The 23,345-nt window shown below is 67.1% G+C and carries 18 protein-coding genes; 13 read left to right on the top strand and 5 right to left on the bottom strand.

Features of this window, described 5'->3' with window-relative positions; genetic code table 11:
• Positions 1–38 precede the first annotated feature (38 nt).
• The 3 genes from AC06E7_RS02800 (at position 39) to tkt (ending at position 4,033) form a co-directional block, all read left to right on the top strand.
• On the top strand, positions 39–1,364 hold the full coding sequence (locus AC06E7_RS02800; RefSeq protein WP_478062895.1) for a dicarboxylate/amino acid:cation symporter: 1,326 nt from the start codon (positions 39–41) through the stop codon (positions 1,362–1,364).
• A gap of 83 nt (positions 1,365–1,447) precedes the next feature.
• Positions 1,448–1,867: a hypothetical protein gene (locus AC06E7_RS02795; protein WP_221414595.1), complete on the top strand. Its 420-nt coding sequence runs from the start codon at positions 1,448–1,450 to the stop codon at positions 1,865–1,867.
• A gap of 156 nt (positions 1,868–2,023) precedes the next feature.
• Positions 2,024–4,033 (top strand): transketolase, encoded by a 2,010-nt coding sequence (tkt, locus tag AC06E7_RS02790; RefSeq protein ID WP_478062893.1) that lies wholly within the window; start codon positions 2,024–2,026, stop codon positions 4,031–4,033.
• 72 nt (positions 4,034–4,105) lie between these two features.
• Here tkt and AC06E7_RS02785 read toward each other — a convergent pair whose 3' ends face one another.
• The gene (locus tag AC06E7_RS02785) at positions 4,106–6,055 is read right to left on the bottom strand and encodes an acetyl-CoA hydrolase/transferase C-terminal domain-containing protein (protein WP_478062891.1); all 1,950 of its coding nucleotides are present in this window, start codon (positions 6,053–6,055) and stop codon (positions 4,106–4,108) included.
• Positions 6,056–6,179: 124 nt separating this feature from the next.
• On the opposite strand from AC06E7_RS02785, the gene AC06E7_RS02780 reads away from it, so the two are divergent.
• The 3 genes from AC06E7_RS02780 to AC06E7_RS02770 are packed head-to-tail and all read left to right on the top strand — an operon-like array spanning position 6,180 to position 8,336.
• Positions 6,180–6,545, top strand: coding sequence for a BlaI/MecI/CopY family transcriptional regulator (locus AC06E7_RS02780; RefSeq protein WP_478062890.1), 366 nt, complete (start codon positions 6,180–6,182; stop codon positions 6,543–6,545).
• Positions 6,538–7,776 (top strand): M56 family metallopeptidase, encoded by a 1,239-nt coding sequence (locus AC06E7_RS02775; RefSeq protein WP_478062888.1) that lies wholly within the window; start codon positions 6,538–6,540, stop codon positions 7,774–7,776. The genes AC06E7_RS02780 and AC06E7_RS02775 overlap by 8 nt, the downstream gene beginning before the upstream one ends.
• On the top strand, positions 7,773–8,336 hold the full coding sequence (locus tag AC06E7_RS02770) for an energy transducer TonB (protein ID WP_478062886.1): 564 nt from the start codon (positions 7,773–7,775) through the stop codon (positions 8,334–8,336). The genes AC06E7_RS02775 and AC06E7_RS02770 overlap by 4 nt, the downstream gene beginning before the upstream one ends.
• Positions 8,337–8,356: 20 nt before the next feature.
• Here AC06E7_RS02770 and AC06E7_RS02765 read toward each other — a convergent pair whose 3' ends face one another.
• The 4 genes from AC06E7_RS02765 to AC06E7_RS02750 form a co-directional block, all read right to left on the bottom strand.
• On the bottom strand, positions 8,357–9,157 hold the full coding sequence (locus AC06E7_RS02765) for an MBL fold metallo-hydrolase (protein ID WP_478062884.1): 801 nt from the start codon (positions 9,155–9,157) through the stop codon (positions 8,357–8,359).
• Between the two features lie 9 nt (positions 9,158–9,166).
• On the bottom strand, positions 9,167–9,982 hold the full coding sequence (locus tag AC06E7_RS02760) for a S1/P1 nuclease (RefSeq protein ID WP_478062882.1): 816 nt from the start codon (positions 9,980–9,982) through the stop codon (positions 9,167–9,169).
• Between the two features lie 120 nt (positions 9,983–10,102).
• A complete protein-coding gene (locus AC06E7_RS02755; RefSeq protein ID WP_478062880.1) occupies positions 10,103–11,965 on the bottom strand; it encodes an ankyrin repeat domain-containing protein in 1,863 nt (620 codons plus the stop codon).
• A gap of 336 nt (positions 11,966–12,301) precedes the next feature.
• The gene (locus AC06E7_RS02750) at positions 12,302–12,928 is read right to left on the bottom strand and encodes an OmpW/AlkL family protein (RefSeq protein ID WP_478062879.1); all 627 of its coding nucleotides are present in this window, start codon (positions 12,926–12,928) and stop codon (positions 12,302–12,304) included.
• Between the two features lie 200 nt (positions 12,929–13,128).
• Here AC06E7_RS02750 and gap point away from each other — a divergent pair, with 200 nt between their 5' ends.
• From gap to AC06E7_RS02715, 7 genes are all read left to right on the top strand, one after another.
• Positions 13,129–14,133 (top strand): type I glyceraldehyde-3-phosphate dehydrogenase, encoded by a 1,005-nt coding sequence (gene gap, locus AC06E7_RS02745; protein WP_478062877.1) that lies wholly within the window; start codon positions 13,129–13,131, stop codon positions 14,131–14,133.
• 394 nt (positions 14,134–14,527) lie between these two features.
• Positions 14,528–17,185 carry a DUF2339 domain-containing protein gene (locus tag AC06E7_RS02740; RefSeq protein ID WP_478062875.1) on the top strand — a complete coding sequence of 886 codons (2,658 nt, stop codon included), beginning with the start codon at positions 14,528–14,530 and terminating at the stop codon, positions 17,183–17,185.
• Positions 17,182–18,543 (top strand): DUF3999 domain-containing protein, encoded by a 1,362-nt coding sequence (locus tag AC06E7_RS02735; protein ID WP_478062874.1) that lies wholly within the window; start codon positions 17,182–17,184, stop codon positions 18,541–18,543. Before AC06E7_RS02740 ends, AC06E7_RS02735 begins: the two co-directional genes overlap by 4 nt.
• A 132-nt stretch (positions 18,544–18,675) precedes the next feature.
• Positions 18,676–19,851: a phosphoglycerate kinase gene (locus AC06E7_RS02730; protein ID WP_478062873.1), complete on the top strand. Its 1,176-nt coding sequence runs from the start codon at positions 18,676–18,678 to the stop codon at positions 19,849–19,851.
• Entirely contained in the window at positions 19,851–20,537 is a 687-nt protein-coding gene (locus AC06E7_RS02725; RefSeq protein WP_478062871.1) for an HAD hydrolase-like protein, read from the top strand. The genes AC06E7_RS02730 and AC06E7_RS02725 overlap by 1 nt, the downstream gene beginning before the upstream one ends.
• Before the next feature lie 180 nt (positions 20,538–20,717).
• On the top strand, positions 20,718–22,184 hold the full coding sequence (pyk, locus tag AC06E7_RS02720) for a pyruvate kinase (protein WP_068853848.1): 1,467 nt from the start codon (positions 20,718–20,720) through the stop codon (positions 22,182–22,184).
• 140 nt (positions 22,185–22,324) lie between these two features.
• Positions 22,325–23,329: a class I fructose-bisphosphate aldolase gene (locus AC06E7_RS02715; protein WP_093533681.1), complete on the top strand. Its 1,005-nt coding sequence runs from the start codon at positions 22,325–22,327 to the stop codon at positions 23,327–23,329.
• The last annotated feature ends 16 nt before the right edge of the window (positions 23,330–23,345 follow it).

The raw sequence follows: 23,345 nt of genomic DNA, 5'->3' as shown, positions 1-23,345 counted from the left end.
GCTAAGCTCTTTCTCTAATTTTCAAGGAACACCGCTCCATGACTGAGGCCGCAACGACCCGGCAGAAGCTGCCATTGCATTGGAAAATGGGCATTGGCTTCGGGCTTGGCCTGCTGCTGGGGCTGATCGTGCACGCCGTCGGGCCGGGCATTCCCTGGCTGCCCGATGCCGCGCGCGCGGTGATGACCTACCTGACCACGCCGCTGTCGGGCCTGTTCCTCAACCTGATCTTCATGCTGATCGTGCCGCTGATCTTCTCGGCGCTGGTGATGGGCGTGTCGGAGATGGGCGACATCCGCTCGCTCGGCCGGATCGGCTGGAAGACCCTGGCCTACACCGTGCTGCTGTCGGGCATCGCGGTTGGCCTGGGCCTGGTGCTGGTGAACGTGCTCAAGCCGGGCGTGGGCGTGGACCCGGCCATGGCCCAGCAGCTGCTGCACGAGAACGTCGAGCGCAGCCGCGAGATCGTGGCCAACATCGGCGAACAGCCCAAGGGCATGGACATGCTGCTGTCGATCGTGCCCAGCAACGTGCTGGCCGCCGCCTCCAGCAACGGCGCGATCCTGTCGCTGATGTTCTTCGCGCTGATGTTCGGCATCGGCATGGTGCTGTCGCCGGATGAGAAGACCGCGCCGCTGCGCAAGGTCATCGAAGGCGTGTTCGAAGTCTCGATGACCCTGATCAACCTGGTCATCCGCCTGGCGCCGTACGCGGTGGCCTGCTTCATGTTCAACCTGGCCGCGATCTTCGGCTTCGACCTGCTGATCCGCCTGGGCGCCTACGTCGGCGTGGTGGTGCTGGCGCTGGCACTGCACATGGTGGTGACCTACGGTGCGGCGGTGTGGCTGTCGGGGCGTTCGCCGCTGGCGTTCTTCCGCGATACCCAGGAGGCCACGGTGATGGCGTTCTCCACCGCCTCCAGCAACGCCACCCTGCCGACCGCGCTGCGCGTGGCCGACCAGATGGGGCTGCCGCAGAAGGTATCGCGCTTCGTGCTCACCGTGGGCGCCACCGCCAACCAGAACGGCACCGCGCTGTTCGAAGGCGTGACGGTGATCTTCCTGGCCCAGTTCTTCGGCGTGGACCTGAGCATCACCCAGCAGCTGATGGTGATGGTGGTCTGCATCCTGGGCGGCATCGGCACGGCCGGCGTGCCGTCCGGCTCGCTGCCGGTGGTGGCGATGATCTGCGCCATGGTCGGCGTGGACCCGATGGGCATCGGCCTGATCCTGGGCGTGAACCACTTCCTGGACATGTGCCGCACCGCGCTCAATGTCACCGGCGACCTGGCCTTGACCACCCTGGTGGCCAAGGGCGAAAGTGATGAAAGTCACATTCCCGGGACTGTCGCGCCGCGCGATTGAATGCGAGGTTGATGCCATGGATACTGGCCCGGCGCATGGAAGGCGCCGGGTCGGCGTCGTGCGGGGAAAGGAGAATCACATTCATGAAGAAGTATCTGGTGGTGGCCGTGCTCGGCCTGCTGGCGTTCGATGCCAGCGCGAAGTCGGAATGCCCGAACTACAAGCAGGAAGGCAGTTACTTCGCGGGCCGCAAGTTCACCAACTGGGACGTTGTCCCGGTGTCTGCGGACGTGGCGTTCAAGCGCATCAAGGTGGAAGGCGTGAGCTCGGGCTTGACCCTGAAGTCGGAAGACAAGGAAGCAGGCCTGCTGATGTTCGAGCAGAACGCCAGCGGCTCCAACGGCCAGGTCACCCTGCCGTGGAACGTGGTGATCACCCCGCAAGGAGCGACGTCCTCCAAGGTCATGGTCACCAAGCTGACCCCGGGTGGCTACGCTACCGGTGAGAAGTTCCAGCGTGAATCGACCTGTGCGGTGATCAATTCGGCCACCGGCGAGGCCTGATCCACGACGCCCAAGCTGAAACGCCCCGCCCAGCGGGGCGTTTTCGTTGGTGTACCGCAGCCGTCTTCACACACCCGGGCAGCCTGACCCGCCCGGTGGACTGTGGGACAATGGGTGGCCCGCAGCCAGCGGGAGCCTCCCGACCCCGACAGAACCATGACGCAGCCCACCCGCCGCCAGTTGGCCAACGCCATCCGCTTCCTTGCCGCTGATGCGGTCGAAACCGCCAAGTCCGGGCATCCCGGCATGCCGATGGGCATGGCAGATATCGCGGAAGTCCTCTGGAACGATTATCTCCGTCACAACCCGAACAATCCGAAGTGGTTCAACCGCGACCGCTTCGTGCTGTCCAACGGCCACGGCTCGATGCTGCAGTACGCGCTGCTGCACCTGAGCGGCTACGACCTGCCGATCGAACAGCTCAAGCAGTTCCGCCAGCTCGGCAGCAAGACCGCCGGCCACCCGGAACACCATGAAACCCCCGGGGTGGAAACCACCACCGGTCCGCTCGGCCAGGGCCTGGCCAATGCCGTGGGCTTCGCGCTGGCCGAGAAGCTGCTGGCCCAGCGCTACAACCGCCCCGAACACGAGATCGTCGACCACCGCACCTGGGTGTTCCTGGGCGACGGCTGCCTGATGGAAGGCATTTCCCACGAAGCGGCCTCGCTGGCCGGCACCTGGGGCCTGGGCAAGCTGGTCTGCTTCTGGGACGACAACCACATCTCCATCGACGGCAACACCGCCGGCTGGTTCACCGACAACACCCCCGAGCGTTTCGAAGCCTATGGCTGGAACGTGGTGCGCGGCGTCGACGGGCATGACCCTGACAGCATCAAGGCCGCCATCGACAGCGCGCTGGCGCAGGACGACAAGCCGACCCTGATCTGCTGCCGCACCACCATTGGTTTCGGGTCGCCGGGCAAGGCCGGCAAGGAATCCAGCCACGGCGCACCGCTGGGCAAGGATGAGCTGGAAGCCACCCGCAAGCAGCTGGGCTGGAACTACGGCCCGTTCGAGATCCCCGAAGAGATCTACGCCGGCTGGCGTGCCGGCGGGACCGGCACCCTGCGCCAGGCGGAGTGGGACCAGCAGTTCGACAAGTACGCCGCGCAGTTCCCGGCCGAAGCCGAAGAGCTGACCCGCCGTTCGCAGGGCGAGCTGCCGGCCGATTTCGTCGCCAAGGCCGATGCCTACATCGCCCAGGTCCAGGCCGAAGGCCAGACCATCGCCTCGCGCAAGGCCTCGCAGCTGGCCATTGAAGCCTTCGCGCCGTTGTTGCCGGAGCTGGTGGGTGGTTCGGCCGATCTGGCGCACTCCAACCTGACCCTGTGGAAGGCCAGCAAGTCGGTCGCCACTGACGACCCGAACGCCAACTACGTGTACTACGGCGTGCGCGAGTTCGGCATGACCGCCATTGCGAATGGCCTGGCCCTGCATGGCGGCTTCATTCCGTTCGATGCCACCTTCCTGGTGTTCAGCGACTACGCCCGCAACGGCGTGCGCATGAGCGCGCTGATCCCGGCCCACGCCATCCACGTGTACACCCACGACTCGATCGGTCTCGGCGAAGACGGCCCGACCCACCAGCCGGTGGAGCACCTGGCCTCGCTGCGCTACATCCCGAACAACGATGTGTGGCGCCCGTGCGATGCGGTCGAATCGGCGGTCAGCTGGAAAGCCGCAATCACCCGCCAGGACGGCCCGAGCTGCCTGGTGTTCAGCCGCCAGAACCTGCCGCACCAGCCGCGCAGCACCGACCAGGTGGCACAGATCGCCCGGGGCGGTTACGTGCTGGCCGATGCCGAAGGCGGCGTACCCGACGTGATCCTGATCGGTACCGGTTCGGAAGTGGGCCTGGCCGTGGCCGCCAAGGCCGAGCTCGACGCCGCCGGGATCAAGACCCGCGTGGTCTCGATGCCGTCCACCGATGTGTTCGAGCGCCAGGATGCGGCCTACCGTGAATCGGTGCTGCCCAACGCGGTGCGCAACCGCGTGGCGGTCGAAGCCGGCGTCACCGGTTTCTGGCGCCAGTACGTGGGCCTGGACGGTGCGGTGATCGGTATCGACACCTTCGGCGCATCGGCCCCGGCCGAAGCGCTGTACAAGCACTTCGGCATCACCACCGATGCGGTGGTGGCTGCAGCGAAGGCGCAGCTGGCCGGGTAAGGGCAAGCAACCGACGTAGTCCAGACGGCGCTTCCCGAAACGGAAGCGCCGTTTTCATTTGTCCGCGCTACGTTACGCGGTGCGCGCCAAGCCCAACCGCACCAGACGCGCTTCAACTTTCTCGCCGAACGTCTTCGGCGCATCCAATCCCATCCGCTGCAGGTACACCGCGTCACCATCGCCGGCAGGCTGGGTAAATGCAGCCAGCACCGTGCGCAGCTTCGCGCCCGGGGTCTGGGTGTTCTGCTTCAACCAGCCCAATGCCTTTACCAGGTGCTGCTCCACTTCGGTGAAATCGCTGCCCAGCGGGTAATCGGGCAGGGCGCCGGACTGCCGGAACGGCACCAGCGATGCACTCACCGCGGCGGCCGTATTGCGTCGTGCCCAATGCTCCGGCGCGACAAAACCATCCGCCAGCTTCTTCGAGGCCTTCGCCGTCTGCAGCAGGTTGGCCTGGAACGCCGCATCGGTGATCGCCGCCATGCCGGTCACACAGTCCTCGTCGGTGAGGTTGCGCAGGTCGGCGATGCCATATTCGTTGATGTAGATATCGCGCAGGTGGCGCGGAATCGTGGTGTGCCCGTAGTTCCAGCGCACGTTCGACTGCAGCGTGCCCTTGTCCTCGCGGATCGCGCGGAACATCAGCGCGCTGCGTGCCTCGGGCAGCGCGTGCGCCATCGCCACGAAGTTGTACTGGCCGCCCACGCCGGAGACCACGCGCCCGTCTTCCAGCGCGTCGGACACCGCCGCGCCCAGCGCGGTGGCCATCATGCAGGAATTGAAGAAACGCGCATGCCGGCGCTGCAGCCGTTCCAGCGCTTCGTTGCCGCCATACAGCTGGTTGATCTCGCTGATCCGGCGCATGCCGATCGCGCGGGATTCCGCTTCCGGCAGGTCGCGCAGCCACTGGTAGAACTCCGGCGAGCCCAGGTAGAACGCGCCATGCAGGTATTCGCCTTCGGCGTCCAGCGTGGCGTGGTCGATGGTCAGCGTGCTGCCGCTTTCAATCCGCTCCATCAGCGCCAGGTCATCGTGCACCTTGCGTCGAATCACGCCAGTCTGCACCAGCCGGCGGAAGCCTTCGTTGAGCATCTCACTGCAGCCGTACAGACCCACCTCGAACGGCTCCAGGCCGCCGCATTCGAGCACCGTCGGGTGGCTGGCCAACGTCGGGTCCAGCGCGTGCAGGATCTGCCGGTAGCGGGCGTTGTCGGTGTGGCGCAGCACCAGCGCGTGGCTGATCGCATCGGCCAGCGTGCCGATGCCGATCTGCAGCGTGCCACCATCGCGGACCAGTGCGCTGGCATACAGCCCGATGGCGTAGTCCGCATCGCTGACCGGCTGGCGCGGCAGCCCGAACAGCGCCGGATACGGCGCCGGCGGCGTGATCACCAGGTCGAAGAAGGACACATCCACCGTGGCCGAGCCGCCCAGGTAGGGCAACTGCGGATCGATCTCGGCAATCAGCAGCGGGCGCGGCAGGCCGCGCGCCAGCATGGCGTCGATCGTGTCCTGGGTGATGTCGTTGTTGCAGGACAGCGACAGGCGCCGGTCGTCGGGCCGCATCGCCACTTTCTGCACGATCGCGTGCGGCGCGCGCTGCGCCACCGCATCGGCGGCATGGGTGTAGTTGAGGCTGGTGTAGCCGCGCTGGGCCTGCGATGAACCGAGCAGCGCGCCGGACTGCATGTAGAACTCCTCCACCTGCACGTGGTCGGGCAGGCGGTCGCGCACCATCGCATCGGCATAGGCCAGGCGCGGGAAATCCTCGCCGAAATGGCGCGCCGCGAACGGTGCCATGAAGCGCGCCTCCAGCCCGCCGCCGGGCTTGGGCGGGTTCAACGACAGCGCGGTGTAGATCTGCAGCGGTCGCGACGGGTCGTTCTCGATCCGCGCATACAGCGCGTTGAGCAGCCGGTGCGGCTTGCCCAGTGCCAGCGGTGCGCCGATGCGCAGCGGCCCGTCAACACGCTGCAACAGCCAGTCGGTGGCAGCGTCCAGGTCGGTGAGATGCTCGGTCATTCGGCGTTCCTGCAAAGTCTTGAAAAGCATTACAGCACTTCCGGCTTGAACGGACCGCGACGCAGGGGCTTGACAGGGGCAAGGATTACGCGCGTAATCGATCCGTCGATTACGGATGTAAATGATGAGCCAGATCAGCGAAGCCGAAGCCGTTGTCATGGAAGTGCTCTGGAACCGGCACCCGCAGGGCGCCGACGAGGTGGTGGCGGCGCTGGCCGACCGCGACTGGGCAGAACCCACCATCAAGACCCTGCTCAACCGCCTGCTTACCAAGGGCGCGATCAGCGCCAGCCGTGAGGGCCGCCGCTATCTGTACTCGCCGGTGCTGCAGCGCCAGGTCTGGGTGGCCGAACAGAGCAGCGGCCTGTTGGACAAGCTGTTCGCCGGCCGGGTCGCGCCGTTGGTGGCCCATTTCAGCGAACGCGGCGAGTTGAGCGCGCAGGACATCGCCGAACTCAAGAAGCTGATCCAGGAGCTGGACCATGACTGAGCTGCTGCAGGGAATGCTGCTGGCAAGCATGTGGCTTGCGATCGGTGCGATGTTGCTGGCCGCGTTGCGCCCGCTGCTGCGCCGGCTGGGCGGTGCACCGCTGGTGTATCGCAGTTGGTGGCTGCTGCCGCTGGTGCTGCTGGCACCGCTGCTGCCGCTGCCCGGCGTGCCGCTCGACGAGCCCACGCCGGTACACGCGCTGGGGTCGGCGCTGCGCGCGCCGGTGCTGCCAACCGACGCGGTGCTGTGGCCGGCCCTGCTGGTCGCGCTGTGGGCGGCCGGCGCACTGCTGGCCGGCATCCGCCAGTGGCGTGGCCAGCGCCGTTTCGAGCGTGGCATGGGCGCGCTTCACCCGCGAAGCGATGGCAGCTGGCAGGCCAGCGCCGATCCCGGCCTGCCGGCCCTGGTGGGCCTGTGGTCACCACGCGTGGTGGTCGGCCCGGATTTCGATCTGCGCTTCAGTGCGGCCGAACGCGCGCTGATCCTGCAGCATGAATTCCAGCACCGCCGGCATGGCGATCACTGGGCCAATGCCGCGCTGGCACTGCTGCGCTGCCTGTTCTGGTTCCATCCGTTGTTGCCGTGGGCCTCGCGCCGCTTCCTGCGCGACCAGGAGCTGGCCTGCGACGCACGCACGGTCGACCCGCATCCGGCCTCGCGCCGGCTCTACGCCAACGCGCTGCTGAAGGCGCAGTTGGTCCACCCGGTTGCGCCCATGGCCTGCCACTGGCGCAGCCAACCGATGTTGAAGGAGCGAATTGCCATGATGAAGGAACACAAGCGCAGGGCGTTGCCGTGGGTGACCGGCCAGGTACTGGTGGTGGGGCTGTGCATGGGGCTGGGCGCGGTCGCCTGGGCCAGCCAGGCCGGCAGCGGCGGCAGCCCGGCGATCAGTGCCGAACCGTTCCAGTTCGCGCAGGAAGATGCGGCCAAGGCAGGGCTGGAGCGCCCGGTGACGATCAACAGGATGCCGCCGCCGAGCTATCCCGCCAGCGCGTTCGAAAACAACCAGAGCGGCGAAGTGGTGCTGCGGGTGGAGGTGGACGCACAGGGCAGGGTCAGCGATGTGCGCGTGCTCAGTGCCACCAACCCGGGCGTGTTCGACGCCGCGTCGATCGCTGCAGCCCGGCAGTGGACCTACCATCCGGCGATGAAGGACGGCAAAGCGGTGGCGGCCGCGGTCCGCATTCCAGTGAACTTCGCCATGACTGAAACGGTGACCGGCCAGTGAGGTGGCAACTGCCTGCGGCGGTTGCGCTCGTGGTGGCGGTCGCTGGCTGTGCCGGCCACGACCGCCTCACCACGGTGGATTCACGGGCCGAAACGGTCGGCCACCAGCGGCTGCGGGTTGACGCGACGGGAGGGTCAGGGCAGGTGGAGGCTTACACGCTCAAACCCAGCGAGGGCTACCGGATGCCGCAACTGTATGCGGCGCCGGACCCGGTGCTGGGGGAGCGCGATCCGCGCCGGGAGTTGCCGCTCACCACGGTCTGCCTGCAGGTGGTGGTGAGCGCCGACGGCGCGGTGGAACGCAGCGTGCCGGTGAGTGATCGCAGTGAGTGCATTGCCGGCGCTGCAGCCGAAAACCGGGTGCTGGTGGAAGCGGCACGGGAAGCGGTCGCGATGTGGCGCTACTCGCCTGCGGCGGTCTGCCACTTCGCGGCAGGCCACGCGCCGGCCGACGGCAGCGACTGTCGCGATGCCGAGCGGGTGGAGCCGGTGGCGGTGAGCCTGTTCTACGCTTTCACGTTCGAGATCGTGCACGGCCAGCACACGGTGAAGACGCGGTAAAACCACGCGCTGCGCGGTTTTTACGCCCCACCCTGGATGTTCGCCTTTACCGACGGGTGCATCAACTTCGGCTCGGCAAGCGTGGCGTCGCGCGCTTGCCGGGTCGCTACGAACGCCGCCTCGCTCACCCCGTCATGCAGGTGGATGTTATGTGCGCGCTGCTCGCCGATGGTGGTTTCATTGGCGACCTCGCGCCCGCCCGGGCCGTAGTCGTGGCAGATGAACACCCGGGTGGCATCGGGCAGCGCCAGCAGGCGTTGGATCGAGCGGTACAGCAGGGCGGCGTCGCCCCCGGGAAAATCACAGCGTGCCGTCCCGCCATCGGGCATGAACAGCGAATCGCCGGTGAACAGGGCATCACCGATCCGGTACGCCACGCTGTCGCTGGTGTGCCCGGGCACCGCGATCACCTCGGCCGCGATCGCGCCGACATCGAAGCGTTCGCCGTCGGCGAACAGATGGTCGAACTGCGAGCCGTCGGTGGGCACGTCCAGCCCATAGCGCGGAGCGAACGTGCGCTGCACCTCGACAATGCCGTCGCCCATCGCCAGCGTCGCCTGCGGCCACTGCTGCTTCAGCCAGCGCCCAGCGCTGACATGGTCGGCATGCGCATGCGTTTCCAGCAGCCAGCGCACCTCCAGCGCGAGTTCGCGCACATGCGCCAGCAGCGGCTGCAGCGCACCGGACCCGACCGCGTCGGTGTCCGGGTCGTAATCCAGCACCGGGTCGATCACCGCCGCCTTCCGGGTGGCCGGGTCATGCACCACGTAACTGAAGGTGTTGCTGTCCGGGTGGAAGAAACTGGCGACGTGCGGTGACATGGTGAAACCTCAGCGTTTACCCAACGTGTCGTTGAGCAGCACCGCCAGGCGTTCCCCGGCCAGGCGCAGTTCGGCTTCGGCGACCGGCAGGTACGTGGCGGTGTACTCGGGCGCCAGCGTACGCTGGGCCGGGTAAACGCCAGGTGCAATGGCGATGCGGCAGCTGGCCTCGGCCCACTGCACCGCATCGGTACCGATCGCCGAGCGCTTGCCCACCTTCGGCGCCTTCAGCGCGGCCAGGCGCTGGGTATAGGCGTCATCGTCCAGCTTGAGCGTGTTCAGCATGCCGCTGTCCCACAGCGAATGCAGGTTGGTGCCGCGCCCGTTGAACTGCACCTGGAAGTCATTGCCGCCCTTGTCATGGCCGTAACCGGCATGCATGGGCTGGTGGATGTCGCCGACGAAATGCACGACGAACTTGAGTGCCTGCGCGCGTTCGGCATCGGGGCGGCTGCGATCGCCCAGGATGGCGGTCTGGGTCTTCAACGCTTCCACCACGCAGTTGCCATTGCGGCAGTTGCGCTCCACCTCGTAGTGGCAATCATCCTCGCCAATGTTCACGTAATGCCAGCCGGCCGAACGCTTGCCAAGGCCGGGATCTTTGGCGCGCAGTTCATCGGCCCACGGCGCAATGGAGGCCAGGGTGGCGCCCGGCTCGGTGGCCAGCAGCCGCGCCACTTCGGCGCGGGTCTGCGGGGTCAGGCGCGGTTCGGCAATGCGGGCGACCAGGCGGTGGCCCTGTGCGCCCCAGGCCAGGGCATCGGTGGATACGAGGGTGAGGGCGGTCAGCAGCGCGGCGGACGTCATCAAGGAGGCGATTTTCATCGGCCCATTCTAACGATCCGCTCAGGCGCTGACCTTTTCCGGATCTGGCCAGCTGGCGATGCCGCCGGCGCAACGGGGTAGCCCCGGGCGGAATCCGGGACTCTGCCGGGGCCGTTCCCGCTACAGCGCCACTGGGCGCGAGAACACGTAGGAGGGGTCGAAGACCTTCCCACTGCGCTTCGACTGCAGGGCATGAGCTGCGCGCGGATCATTCGCGTCGTCGCCATGCTGTGCCATCAGCGCTGGGGCGGGCGAGGTATCGGACGCAGGGCGTTGCCGCGGTTGCTGCAGCCAGCTGCGCAGCAGCGTCGTCACCGGTGCGAGCCGCTCTTTGTCAGCGCGGGGAAGCGTTGCCGTTGCCGCCTCGAAGCTGTCTGTCACCGCCCTCACGAACTGCGGGTCGGCGTTTTCCTCGAGCAGCACCGCCACCGCCTTGACGTGTCCGCCCTGCATGGCGAATGCCAGCGGGGACTGCTCTGCGTTGGAGTCGTTGGGCGGGTAGGCGATTCCGGTTGGGACATGTTCCAGCAACAGCCTCAGCATCGCGGCGTGCCCCTTCTCTGCGGCAAACTGCAGCATGAGGTAGCTTTTGTCACGCGGCCGGACCCCCTGCTCAAACAGGTAGCGCGCGATATCCAATGCGTTGAACGCGACCGCAGTGCCCAATGCCTGCCGGAAGTCGAACGGCTCTGTCGCATCGCATGCGTGCGCGCCCTTCCTTTCCAGCACCTGCCAGTGGGCATGCAGCTGCCGGAACCTGTCCACATTGCCGTCCTCCGCCTGCGATACGAACGCGCGCAGGGTAGGCCTCGCCCCCGCCCGCAGCAGTACCTCGGTGCACTCCCAGTACCCATGTTCCACGGCGAGCTCGAGCGCTGTGGATCCGTGCACTTCGGACGTCATGTCGACGTCGATCTTTCCAGCACTGGCGCGCAGCAGTGTTTCAAGGCGCTTGGAATGATTGGAAATCACCGCGCAATGCGCGGCGCCGTAGCTGCCGGCGTCTGGGTTGGACTTCTCGAGCAGCTTCTTGATGGTGGTGTCGCTTGTCGGCTTCATCACCCGCCGCAGTGGGGACGTGCTGGCGTCGACGAGACAGGCGCGCTCCAGTGCGTTGAAGGGCGCCGATTGCCGCGTCCGGTTGGATTTCTCCTGCTGTTCGATCTGGTGCGCCAGCTTGACGTTGAGCGATTGCACCTGGGCGCTGCCCCACCGGCGCACGTTGGCAAGCAGGCTGTTGCTCGCCGCCTCCATGGCACTGCTTTGGCCTAACGTCTTGAAGGTGGGAACATTGCGCGGCAACAGGGTCCTTTCGTTGGGCATTATCTTCGCAAGGGAGCGCGGTGGCAGGGCAATGACCCGTTGGACGGCCTCCCTGCCCAGTTCAACCAACGCACTGGTCATGGTGCGCTGCGCCGCAGGAGCAATCGCCAGTGCCTGCTCGGCCCGCACCGGTGGCGGGTCGGGTGGCAGGTCGACCACAGGCGGGGTGCAGGCCGGCTCCGCCTCGGGGGCGGTCGAAGCGGCAACGTCCAGCACCACCACCGCGTTCGGCGTTGCCTGGCCTTGGCTGTGCAGGGCCGACTCAAGCTTGGCGATCTGCGCCTGGTAGTGCGAACGCGCGTCACCTTCGGGCAGGCGGGCGTGCTCGTCTTTCAGCACCGCCAGGGCGGCGCGGGTGCTTTCCAGCTCCAGCGCGGAGAGATCACCGGGTTCCAGATGGTCGTCGCCGCCGCAGGCGAACTGGCTGTCCTCATCCGACGAGTCGGACACCTCCTGGAAGTCGATCCTGCCCTGCGGCAGCGCCCGAGTCTGCGCTGTGCTCACGCTGGGCGTTGCCACATTCAGAATGGACCAGAGCGTGCCCATGGCCGGCGTCCTGTTGATCTGGCCTGCGATCACGTTGAGGCCTTCGCTCAGGCTGGGAAGCGGTCGGCGCGGGGCGGCGGCACTGGCGGGAAGTTGCGAGGGAATGCGGGTCATGTCGGTCCTTCAGCAGCGGCTGGAGAGAGGCGGGATGGGGGTGCCGGTAGGGCGGCCATGCATGCTTGGCTGCGCCTGCCCGCTCTCCGATGAATCGTTGCCGGACACGTCACTACGATTGGCTACGACAATTGACGCGAGCAGCGTGTGTGGTCTTGCTCAATCGATCCATGTCGCTGCACGAATCGCAGCGCGTTCCTCGATTCAGTCCATTGATCGAATCGATCGTTCCAATTGACGTGGTGATGAACAGTGTTGCAACAAGGCAAAAAAAATCCCCGGCCAGGGCCGGGGAAATGCGTTGCTGCGAGGTTGGGAGCGGCGCTGACCGGTCGGTCAGAACTTGAACACGTAGGACACGCCGTAGGCCAGCGGGTCGATCTTGACGGTGCCCAGCTTGGTGCCATCCAGCTTGACGTCGCTGTCGATGTCGATCCAGCGCACGTCGACGCGCAGGGCGCCCTTGTCGGCGATGGCGAAGTCGACGCCGGCGTGTGCGGCCAGGCCCCACGAGTCTTCCAGCTTGAGGCTGCTGCCGGCCAGGGCGCCGCCGGTTTCTTCGCTGAAGAAGGTGGTGTAGTTCAGGCCGGCGCCGAGGAACGGGGACACCTTGCCCTTGCTGTTGAAGTGGTACTGCAGGGATACCACCGGCGGCAGGTGCTTGGTGCTGCCCACGCGGCCCAGGCCGTCGATGTTGATGTCGTGCTTGAACGGCAGGGCGGCCAGAAGCTCGATGCCCAGGTTGTCGGCGATGAAGTATTCGCCGGTGATGGTGGGCTTGATGTCGCTGTCGACGTCGACCTTGAGGCCGCCGGCCAGGGTGCCGTTGTTGGACTTGGGGGCCACCTGGTGCACGCCGGCGGCCAGGGTCCAGTCGCCCTTGGACTGGGCCATGGCGGGGCTGGCGGCCAGGGCGAGGGCGGCGGCGAGGCTGGCGGGCAGGAGGAGGGGGGTCTTACGCATGGTGCTGTCTCGTGGCGGGGTGGAATGGGGCCAGTTTTCCCGTCCCGGCCTTGGCGCGCCTTGATCCGGATCAATCCACGATTTTTACGGGTGTAACCGCTTCCCATCCCGATCCCGGGGGCCGGGGTGGGTCGGGCTTTGATAGAATGGCGGCCCTTTCCATCGGCGCCGCTCTGTCGCGGCTGCAGGAGCTTGTGAACATGGCAATCAAGGTTGGCATCAACGGTTTCGGTCGCATCGGGCGCAACGTGCTGCGTTCGGCGGTGCTGAATTTCGGTAATGACATCGAAATCGTGGCCATCAACGATCTGCTGGAGCCGGATTACCTGGCGTACATGCTGAAGTACGACTCGGTGCATGGCCGCTTCAAGGCAGACGTGGAAGTATCGGGCAGCGACCTGCTGGTCAATGGCAAGAAGATCCGCCTGACCCAGGAACGCGATCCGGCCAACCTGAAGTGGAACGAGGTCGGCGTGGACGTGGTGATCGAGTCCACGGGCCTGTTCCTGACCAAGGAAACGGCGCAGAAGCACATCGATGCGGGCGCGAAGAAGGTGATCCTGTCGGCACCGTCGAAGGACGATACGCCGATGTTCGTGTTCGGTGTGAACGACAAGACCTATGCGGGCGAGGCAATCATCTCCAACGCGTCGTGCACCACCAACTGCCTGGCGCCGCTGGCCAAGGTGATCAACGACAAGTGGGGCATCAAGCGTGGCCTGATGACCACGGTGCATGCGGCGACTGCGACGCAGAAGACCGTGGATGGTCCGTCGAACAAGGACTGGCGCGGTGGCCGCGGCATCCTGGAGAACATCATTCCTTCGTCGACGGGTGCGGCCAAGGCCGTGGGCGTGGTCATTCCGGAGCTGAACAAGAAGCTCACCGGCATGAGCTTCCGCGTGCCGACCTCTGACGTGTCGGTGGTCGACCTGACGGTGGAGCTGGAGAAGGAAGCCACGTACGCCGAGATCTGCGCGGAAGTGAAGGCGCAGAGCGAAGGCGCGCTGAAGGGCATCCTGGGCTACACCGAAGACAAGGTCGTGGCGACCGATTTCCGCGGTGAAACCCACACGTCGGTGTTCGATGCCGACGCCGGCATCGCCCTGGACAGCACGTTCGTGAAGCTGGTGTCCTGGTACGACAACGAGTGGGGCTATTCGAACAAGTGCCTGGAAATGGCCAAGGTCGTCGCCGCGAAGTAATCCCTGCGTACGGACCTGAAAGAACGGCGGACTTTGGTTCGCCGTTTTTTTTTGGTCGGTACTCGCCGATGGCGCGTGTCGCCGGCCTTCGTCCGGCGGCTGATGGTTCTGGGCGAACAGCCTTCGTTTGCCAGATACTTGGAGGGGGCCGCCGGGTGCGGGGGTACGGGACACGCCGTGAACCCATCCATGGGGGCTTGGCAAAAACATCCATGTTTTTGACAGTCCCGTACCCCCGCACCCGGCGACCCCTGGACGGTGGGTCGGTCGCCACGGGAAAGCGGTAGGTACCCCTCTGAGCGGTCTTCCCCCCGATTCAGTTAGCATGGCTCCGCTGCCGCTGGCGCCTTGCTTGTCATGGCTGCCGGTGGCGTTCCCTTGAGGATGACGCGGAATGGAAGCTTTGATTGTCCTGGCGGTACTGGTGCTGTTGGCCGTGCCGGTGTTGCTGATCGTGGCATTGGTGATGATTTCCGGGCTGCGCCGCAGGGTGGCTGCCTTGGAGCAGGCACGTAGCGACAGTGCCCAACCGGCGGCCCAGCCGGCGGTGAGTGCTGCATGGGAAGAGCGCCCTTATGCGCCGGCCCCGGTAGCTGCGCCGGCGCCTGCCCCTGAGGTGCCGCTGACCGACCCAGAGCCGGTGCCCGAGCCGTTTGCTGCGGCTGCGCGGGTTGCGCCGCCGCCGCTGCCCTCCGCTGCTGTTTCCGAACCCGAACCCTTCGTGCCGCCGCCGCCGCGTGGGCCGGACCTGGGCGAGCGGATCGTGGGGACGATCAAGCGCTGGTTCACCGAGGGCAATGTGCCGGTGAAGATCGGCATGCTGGTGTTGTTGGCGGGTGTTGCGGCGCTGCTGAAGTATGCGAGCGACCAGGGCTGGCTCAATGCGCCGATCGAGCTGCGCCTCGCGGCGATTGCGGCGGGTGCGCTGGCGGGGCTGGTGTTCGGCTGGGTGCAGCGCGAGCGCCGGCGGATGTTTGCGCTGGCGTTGCAGGGCGGGGCGATTGGCATCCTGCTGCTGACGATCTTCGCGGCGTTCAAGCGCTATGACCTGATCGATCCGGGTATCGCGTTCGCGCTGAGCATCGTGCTGATTGCGGGCATGGGGGTGCTGGCGGTAGTGCAGAACTCTCGCACGCTGGCAGTGCTGGGTATCCTGGCCGGGTTCATGGCGCCGATCTGGCTGTCCACCGGCAGCGGCAACCATGTGGCGCTGTTCTCGTACTACGCGGTGCTCAATGCGGCCATCCTCGCCATTGCGTGGTGGCGTCCGTGGCGTGCGCTCAACCTGCTGGGTTTTGCGTTTACGTTTGGCATCGGCACCACGTGGGGGGTGCTGCAGTACAACGCGGACAAGTTCGCCAGTACCGAGCCGTTCCTGCTGCTGTTCTTTGCGTTCTACCTGGTCATTCCCATCCTGTACGCGCGCCGCCAGCCGGCGGAGAAGCGCGATCTGGTCGATGGCAGCCTGGTGTTTGGCACGCCGCTGGTCGCGTTCTCGCTGCAGGCGGGCATGCTGCATGATGACCGGCTGCTGCTGGCGCTGTGCGCGCTGGGGGTGGCGGCCTTGTACGCGGGGCTGGCGTGGGCGCTGATCCGGCGGCCGCGGTATGCGGCGTTGGGTCAGTCGCATGCGGTGCTGGCGGTGGGTTTTGCGACGCTGGCGGTGCCGTTGGCGTTGTCGGCACGTGCCACGGCCAGTGTGTTTGCACTGGAAGGCGCGGCGCTGGTGTGGCTGGGCCTGCGCCAGCATCGCCTGCTGCCGCAGATCGCCGGCGCGCTGCTGCAGCTGGGTGCTGCGTTCGGTTTCGTGGTGGGGGCCGATTACTGGTTCAACGACGCCACGGCCATCGCCAACCCCACCTTCATGAGCGGGTTGCTGCTGGCGCTGGCCGGGTTTGCGTCGGCCTTCAGCTACCGCCGTGCCGGCCGCGACGCACCGGCCATCGTGTACTACCTGTGGGGCCTGCTGTGGTGGCTGGGTGGCGCCAGCCATGAGGTCACCCGCTTCGTTGCGTTCGACAGCCGCCCGGATGCGTTGCTGGTCGTGGTGGCCGTCACCGCATGGATCGCGGCGGAGGTGCACCGGCGCATGCCGGCGCGCGCGCTGGTGTTGACCACGCTGGCGATGCTGCTGTGCGCGTTCCCGCTGGCGCTGTGGCAGGTGGACATCCACCGCCAGCCCTTCGCCGGATATGGCGCGATGGCCTGGGCGGTGTTCGCGGTGCTGGGTGTGCGCAGCCTGTGGTGCCTGCGCGGCGGCCAGGACCGTGCGGCGGTGGCGGCGCAGTTCATCTGGTGGCTGCTGTGGCCGACAGTGCTGTCGCTGGCTGCATCGTGGCTGGCCGACCGCTTCGAGCTGGCCCAAGGCTGGGCGCTGGCGGCGACGCTGCTGCCGTGGCTGGCAGTGGTGTTCATCGCGCTGCAGCGCTGGCGCTGGTTGACGGTGCCGTTGGGCGAGCGCTTCAACGTGGCGCGCCCTGCGTTGCAGTGCACGCTGTTTGCGGTGCTGGGGCTGGCGTGGATTGGCTTCCTGTTTGCCCCGGGCGCGGCGTGGCCGCTGCCGTGGGTGCCCGTGTTCAACCCGCTGGAGCTGGCGCAGCTGGCCGTGCTGGCGTTGCTGGCGAGGTGGCTGTGGCACGGCGATGCGCCCGCAGCGCTGCAGGCACGCCGCGTGCCGCTGCTCGCGCTGGCCGGTTTCGTTGCGCTGACCAGCATCACCCTGCATGCCGTGCACCATTGGGGCGGGGTGTCGTGGAACGGGCGGCTGTGGTCGTCCACGCTGGCACAGACCAGTTTGACGGTGGTGTGGAGTGTGCTCGGCGTGATCAGCTGGGTGTGGGGTTCGCGCCGCGGACAGCGCGCCCTGTGGCTGGTGGGTGCGGTGCTGATGGGCGTGGTGCTGGCCAAGCTGGTGCTGATCGACCGGCAGCACCTGGGCAACCTGCTTGGTATTTCTTCCTTCATCGCCTACGGCCTGCTGTGCACGGTCGTGGGTTATCTGGCGCCGGCGCCGCCGCGGGCGCCGGACCCCATCGTGGAGCCGCAGCCGTGACCTTTCTTCATCGTGTAATCGCCATCGTGTCGCTCGCCGTGGCCACGCCCGCGCTGGCGGCCGATGCGCGCCAGGACTTCCGCGAGCAGTGGCCGCTGCAGCTGTCCGCCGCGCAGGCCGGTGCCTACCGGCTGATGCTGGGCGAGGCGCAGTACCGCAGCGCGGTGTCGCCCCAGTTGGCCGATGTGCAGGTGTTCAATGCGCAGGGCCAGGCCCTGCCGTCGGCGCTGTTCTCGGCCGACCAACCGCTGGCGCAGGCGGCCGAATGGCAGGCGCTGCCCTGGTTCCCGCTGCCGGCGCAGGGCGGTAGCGGCGGCGACGATCTGCAACTGCTGACCGAACGCAACACCGATGGCAGCGTGCGCCGCGTGGAAGCCCGCCTCGGCCGCAGCGTGGGCAACGCATCGCCGGGTGGCTGGCTGGTCGACGCCAGCGCGCTGCGCACCGGCGTGCAGGCCCTGCGCCTGGATTGGGAGGCGCCGCAGGCGCTGCAGGTGCGCGTGCGCGTGGACGCCAGCGACGACCTGCGCGACTGGCAGCGCGTGGCCGACGACGTGCCGCTGGTGGATCTGCAGCACGACGGCCGACGGCTGCAGCAGCGCCGTATCGAGATCGGCCGCGAAGCGAAGTACTTCCGCATCGTGCCCACCGGCGGCGATGCGCTGCCGGCGCTGTCGGCGGTGCAGGCCGAACGCGCGGCCACGGCGCAGGCGATCGCGTGGCAGTGGCGCGCGCTGAGCGGTGCCGCCGGCAAGCCGGGGGAGTTCGAATACACCCTCGATGGCCGCTTCCCGATCGCGCAGGTGGACATCGCCACGCCGGACAACAGCGTGGTGCAGTGGACCCTGCTCAGCCGCGACGATGCCAACCAACCCTGGCAGGTCCGCGCAGGGCCGTGGGTGGCCTACCAGCTGCAGGACACCGACGCGCGCCGGCAGTCGCAGACCCAGTCGCTGGCCGTGCCCACGCGGGACCGCTTCTGGAAGCTCACCGCCGCGCAGGGCACGGCGGCGATGCCGGCGCCCACCTTGAAGCTGGGCTACCAGCCTGAGGCGCTGGTGTTCCTGAGCCAGGGCGAGCCGCCCTACAGCGTGGCCGCCGGCAGCGTGCGCGCGGCGCGTACCGATGCCCCGGTGGGCACGGTCATCGCACGCCTGCGCGAGCAGCAGGGCGCGCAGTGGCAACCGGCGCTGGCCACGGTGCAGGGCGCCGCGCAGCCGCTCGGCGGCGACGCGGCCGTGCAGCCGGTACGCGACTGGAAGCGCTGGCTGCTGTGGGGCCTGCTGGTGCTGGGGGTGCTCATCGTCGGCGGGTTCGCGGCCAGCCTGCTGCGACAGGCTGGCCGCGCCAGGGAGTGACGACCAACGGTCGTCACCTACCTGTCGGTTTCGCGTTGCGACCGTTGGTCGTTACGCGCCGAGGGGCCGTTACAATGGGCGTCTGCGCCGTGCGCGGCGCCCTTTCCTTTTCCGCCAAAGAGTTGCTGCCCCATGTCCATCGTTCGCATGACCGACCTCGACCTTTCCGGCAAGCGCGTGCTGATCCGCCAGGACCTGAACGTGCCGATCGAAAACGGCCGCATCACCTCCGAGCAGCGCATCACTGCATCGCTGCCGACGTTGAAGCTGGCGCTGGAAAAGGGCGCGGCGGTGATGGTCACCTCGCACCTGGGCCGACCCCAGGAAGGCGTCTGGAGCGAAGCCGAGTCGCTGGCCCCGGTGGCGCTGCGCCTGTCGCAGCTGCTGGGCGTGAACGTGCCGCTGGTGCGCGATTGGGTCGACGGCGTGGACGTGGCCCCGGGGTCGATCGTGCTGCTGGAAAACTGCCGCATGAACGTGGGCGAGGGCAAGGATGACGAAGCCCTGTCGCGCAAGTACGCCGCGCTGTGCGATGTGTTCGTGATGGACGCCTTCGGTACCGCGCACCGCGCCCAGGCCTCCACCCACGGCGTGATCCGCTTCGCCCCGGTCGCCGCCGGTGGCCCGCTGCTGATGGCCGAACTGGACGCGCTGGCCAAGGCGCTGCTGGCTCCGGCGCAGCCGCTGCTGGCGATCGTGGCCGGCAGCAAGGTCAGCACCAAGCTGGAACTGCTGGCCAACCTGGTCGGCAAGGTCGACCAGCTGATCGTGGGTGGCGGCATCGCCAACACCTTCATCGCCGCCGCCGGCTATCCGGTGGGCAAGTCTCTGTACGAGCCGGACCTGCTGGAGACCGCGAAGAAGATCGTCGCCGATGCCAAGGCACGTGGCGCCGATATTCCGCTGCCGACCGACGTGGTGGTGGCCAAGCAGTTCCTCCCGGATGCCGAAGCCACCGTCAAGGCGGTTGCTGACGTGGCCGAAGACGACCTGATCCTGGATATCGGCCCGCAGACCGCCCAGCACTACGCCGGGCTGATCGCCAAGGCCGGCACCGTGGTCTGGAACGGCCCGGTCGGCGTGTTCGAATTCGAATCCTTCAGCCACGGCACCCAGGCGCTGGCCCAGGCCATCGCCAGCTCGCCGGCGTTCTCCATCGCCGGTGGCGGCGACACCCTGGCGGCGGTCGACAAGTACGACATCGCCGACCAGGTCAGCTACATCTCCACCGGCGGTGGCGCCTTCCTCGAGTTCCTCGAAGGCAAGACCCTGCCGGCAGTGGCCGCGCTCGAAGCCCGGGGCAACTGATGGCAATGGCATCGGGGGTGGCGCCGACTGGGCGCCACTTCGATGAACGCCGGGACACGCTGTTCTTCGACCTCGACGGCACCCTGATCGACTCTGCGGTGGGCATCACCCAATGCGTGGCGCATGCGCTCACGGAAATGGGGCGCCCGGTGCCGCCGCAGGACGAACTGCGGCGCTGGATCGGCCCGTCGCTGCGCACCAGCTTCGCGCCGTTGTTCGACGATCCGGCCCAGGTGGAGCAGGCGGTGACGTATTACCGCGAACGCTTCGACGTGGTCGGCTGGCGTGAGCACGAGGTCTACCCGGGCATCGGCCAGGTCGTCCAGGCGCTGCACGCCCGCGGCCACCGGCTGGCGATCGTCACCGCCAAGAACGAGCCGCATGCGCGGCGCATCGTCGAGCACCTGCCGTTTGGCGCGTGCTTCGAGGATGTCATCGGCGCCACCCCGGACGGCAGCCGCAGCGAAAAGCCCCAGCTGGTGGCCGAAGCGCTGCGGCGGCTGATGCTGCCGGCGGCGCAGTGCTGGATGATCGGTGACCGGCGCATGGATATCGAAGGCGCGCGCCATCACGGCATGCGCAACATCGGCGTGCTGTGGGGCTTTGGCGGTGCCGAAGAACTGCAGGCGGTGGGCGCGGGGAACCTGGCCGCGACCCCCGATGCGCTGCTGTCGTTGATCGATTGAACGTCGCGGCGGCGCTCCGTACGCCGCCGCATGTCGTGACCCGGTCCGGTCCTGTCTTGAGCGGTCCGGATGGACTGTCTGCAGGACATCGACGAAACCCAGACGCGACAATGCTGTAAACGTATTCATGGGACGTGAAGGGTGTGCTAATTTCAATCCTTTCCCGGGAGCCCTTTAACCATGATTGAGCGTCAGCGCCGTACGAAGATCCTTGCCACCCTCGGACCGGCAACCGACCCGCCGGGCGTGCTGGAGGATCTGTTCCGCGCCGGCGTGAACGTGGTCCGCCTCAACTTCAGCCACGGTGACCCGTCCGGCCAGGCCAAGCGCGCCGCCGACGTGCGCGCCGCCGCGCAGCGCGTGGGCGTGGAAGTGGGCATCCTGGCCGACCTGCCGGGCCCGAAGATCCGCATCGAGCGTTTCACCGAAGGCAAGATCCACCTCAAGGCGGGCGACCGCTTCGACCTGGTCGCCTCGGCCAATGCGCCGGCCGGCGACACCACCCAGGTGGGCGTGAGCTACCTGGGCCTGCCGCAGGACGTGGTGGCCGGTGACGTGCTGCTGCTCGACGACGGCCTGATGCAGCTGCAGGTGGTTGAAGTGCAGGGCGAGCGCATCGTCAACACCGTGCTCAACGATGGCGTGCTGTCCGACCGCAAGGGCCTGAACAAGCAGGGCGGTGGCCTTTCGCTGGGCGCGCTGACCGAACGCGACAAGGAGCTGATCGGCATCGTGGCCAAGATCGGCGTGGATTTCATCGCCGTGTCCTTCTGCCGCAACGCGCAGGACATGAACGATGCCCGCGCCATCGCCGAATCGCACGGCTGCTACGCCGCGCTGGTCTCCAAGATCGAGCGCACCGAAGCCATCGAGAACCTCGAAGAAATCGTCGACGCCAGCGATGTGGTGATGGTGGCGCGCGGTGACCTGGGCGTGGAAATCGGCGATGCCGAACTGCCGGGCCTGCAGAAGAAGATCATCAAGGCCTCGCTGGCCCAGAACAAGGTGGTGATCACCGCCACCCAGATGCTGCAGTCGATGGTCGAAAGCCCGATCCCGACCCGCGCCGAAGTGTTGGACGTGGCCAACTCGGTCATCGACGGTACCGATGCGGTGATGCTGTCGGCCGAAACCGCCGCCGGCGCCTACCCGGTGAAAGCCGTGGAAGCCATGGCGCGCATCTGCCTGGGTGCCGAACGCCAGTTCCAGACCGAAACCGATTTCGGCGCCTCGCCGCGCAACCTGGAACGTGCCGACCAGGCCATCGCCATGGCCACCATGTTCCTGTCCCAGCACGTGGGCGTGCGCGCGATCGTGGCGATGACCGAATCCGGTGGCACCGCCCGTTACCTGTCGCGCTTCCGCGCCTCGGCCCCGGTGTTCGCGGTGACCCGTCACGACGGTGCCCGCCGCCAGATGGCGCTGATGCGCGATGTGTTCCCGATCAACTTCGACAGCCGCGGCTTCACCCCGCGCGAAGCCGCACGCGGCAGCATCCGCCTGCTGGTGGAAGCCAACCAGCTGCAGGCCGGCGACCGCGTGGTGTTCACCAGCGGCGAGCACATGGAAACCCATGGCGCCACCAACACCCTGCGCCTGCTGGAAGTAGGTGAAGACGGCCGCGCCAGCGGCTTGGGCGACCTGTAAGGAACGCCGGACGCTGGGTCGCACGCCGACCCAGCGGTCCACCCGTTCACATTGAAAGCGCTTCCATCCCCCATGAACGGCCAGTTCACGGGAGGGGACCGCTATAATCGTGTTTTTCCCGCACCCGCCACAGGAAATACATGAGCATCGAACAGCTGGCCGAAACCGCCCAGGCCATGGTCGCCCCGGGCAAGGGCATCATCGCCATCGACGAATCCACCGGTACCATCGCCAAGCGCTTCGCCAGCGTGGGCATCGAGAACACCGAAGAGAACCGTCGTGCCTACCGCGAGCTGCTGCTGACCACGCCGAAGCTCAACGAGCATATTTCCGGCGCGATCCTGTACGACGAAACCATCCGCCAGTCCACCAAGGACGGCGTGCCGTTCGCCAAGTACATGGCCGACAACGGCATGATCCCGGGCATCAAGGTCGACAAGGGCGCCCACCCGCTGGCCGGCTGCCCGGGCGAGCTGGTCACCGAAGGCCTCGACGGCCTGCGTGAGCGCCTGCAGGAGTACTACAAGCTGGGTGCGCGTTTCGCCAAGTGGCGTGCGGTGATCAACATCGGCGAAAGCATTCCGTCGGGTACCTGCATCGAGTCCAACGCCCATGCGCTGGCCCGTTACGCCGCGCTGTGCCAGGAATGCGGCCTGGTGCCGATGGTCGAGCCGGAAGTGATCATGGACGGCGACCACGACATCGAAACCTGCTACGAAGTCACCGAAGCCACCCTGCGTTCGCTGTTCGACGCGCTGTACCAGCAGAACGTGCTGCTGGAAGGCACCATCCTGAAGGCCTCGATGGTCATCTCCGGCAAGGGCTGCGAAGAGCAGGCCGACGTCGAGGAAGTGGCTGAATCGACCGTCATGTGCCTCAAGAGCACCGTGCCGGCGATCCTGCCGGGCGTGGTGTTCCTGTCCGGCGGCCAGGGTGACGAGCAGTCCACCGCGCACCTCAACGCCATGAACCAGATGGGCAACCTGCCGTGGCCGCTGAGCTTCTCCTACGGCCGCGCCATGCAGCAGGCCGCGCTGAAGCTGTGGGCCAAGGACACCAAGGCCAACGTCGCCAAGGCACAGCAGACCGTGTACGACCGCGCCAAGGAAAACGGCCAGGCTGCACTGGGCAAGTGGAACGGCTGATCCTGCCGGCCGCATG

Source organism: Stenotrophomonas sp. Steno-Z4, assembly GCF_056393145.1.
The sequence above is the reverse complement of the archived record's forward strand: the minus strand, read 5'-3'. Positions and strand labels throughout refer to the sequence as shown.

Excerpts from the sequence above, each read along its gene's own strand:
- pyk (WP_068853848.1), top strand. The coding sequence starts at position 20,718 with ATGATTGAGCGTCAGCGCCGTACGAAGATCCTTGCCACCCTCGGACCG.
- AC06E7_RS02730 (WP_478062873.1), top strand. The coding sequence starts at position 18,676 with ATGTCCATCGTTCGCATGACCGACCTCGACCTTTCCGGCAAGCGCGTG.
- AC06E7_RS02765 (WP_478062884.1), bottom strand. The coding sequence starts at position 9,157 with ATGTCACCGCACGTCGCCAGTTTCTTCCACCCGGACAGCAACACCTTC.
- AC06E7_RS02775 (WP_478062888.1), top strand. The coding sequence starts at position 6,538 with ATGACTGAGCTGCTGCAGGGAATGCTGCTGGCAAGCATGTGGCTTGCG.
- AC06E7_RS02725 (WP_478062871.1), top strand. The coding sequence starts at position 19,851 with ATGGCAATGGCATCGGGGGTGGCGCCGACTGGGCGCCACTTCGATGAA.
- AC06E7_RS02715 (WP_093533681.1), top strand. The coding sequence starts at position 22,325 with ATGAGCATCGAACAGCTGGCCGAAACCGCCCAGGCCATGGTCGCCCCG.
- AC06E7_RS02750 (WP_478062879.1), bottom strand. The coding sequence starts at position 12,928 with ATGCGTAAGACCCCCCTCCTCCTGCCCGCCAGCCTCGCCGCCGCCCTC.
- AC06E7_RS02800 (WP_478062895.1), top strand. The coding sequence starts at position 39 with ATGACTGAGGCCGCAACGACCCGGCAGAAGCTGCCATTGCATTGGAAA.
- AC06E7_RS02795 (WP_221414595.1), top strand. The coding sequence starts at position 1,448 with ATGAAGAAGTATCTGGTGGTGGCCGTGCTCGGCCTGCTGGCGTTCGAT.
- AC06E7_RS02740 (WP_478062875.1), top strand. The coding sequence starts at position 14,528 with ATGGAAGCTTTGATTGTCCTGGCGGTACTGGTGCTGTTGGCCGTGCCG.
- AC06E7_RS02760 (WP_478062882.1), bottom strand. The coding sequence starts at position 9,982 with ATGAAAATCGCCTCCTTGATGACGTCCGCCGCGCTGCTGACCGCCCTC.
- gap (WP_478062877.1), top strand. The coding sequence starts at position 13,129 with ATGGCAATCAAGGTTGGCATCAACGGTTTCGGTCGCATCGGGCGCAAC.
- AC06E7_RS02780 (WP_478062890.1), top strand. The coding sequence starts at position 6,180 with ATGAGCCAGATCAGCGAAGCCGAAGCCGTTGTCATGGAAGTGCTCTGG.
- AC06E7_RS02785 (WP_478062891.1), bottom strand. The coding sequence starts at position 6,055 with ATGACCGAGCATCTCACCGACCTGGACGCTGCCACCGACTGGCTGTTG.
- tkt (WP_478062893.1), top strand. The coding sequence starts at position 2,024 with ATGACGCAGCCCACCCGCCGCCAGTTGGCCAACGCCATCCGCTTCCTT.
- AC06E7_RS02755 (WP_478062880.1), bottom strand. The coding sequence starts at position 11,965 with ATGACCCGCATTCCCTCGCAACTTCCCGCCAGTGCCGCCGCCCCGCGC.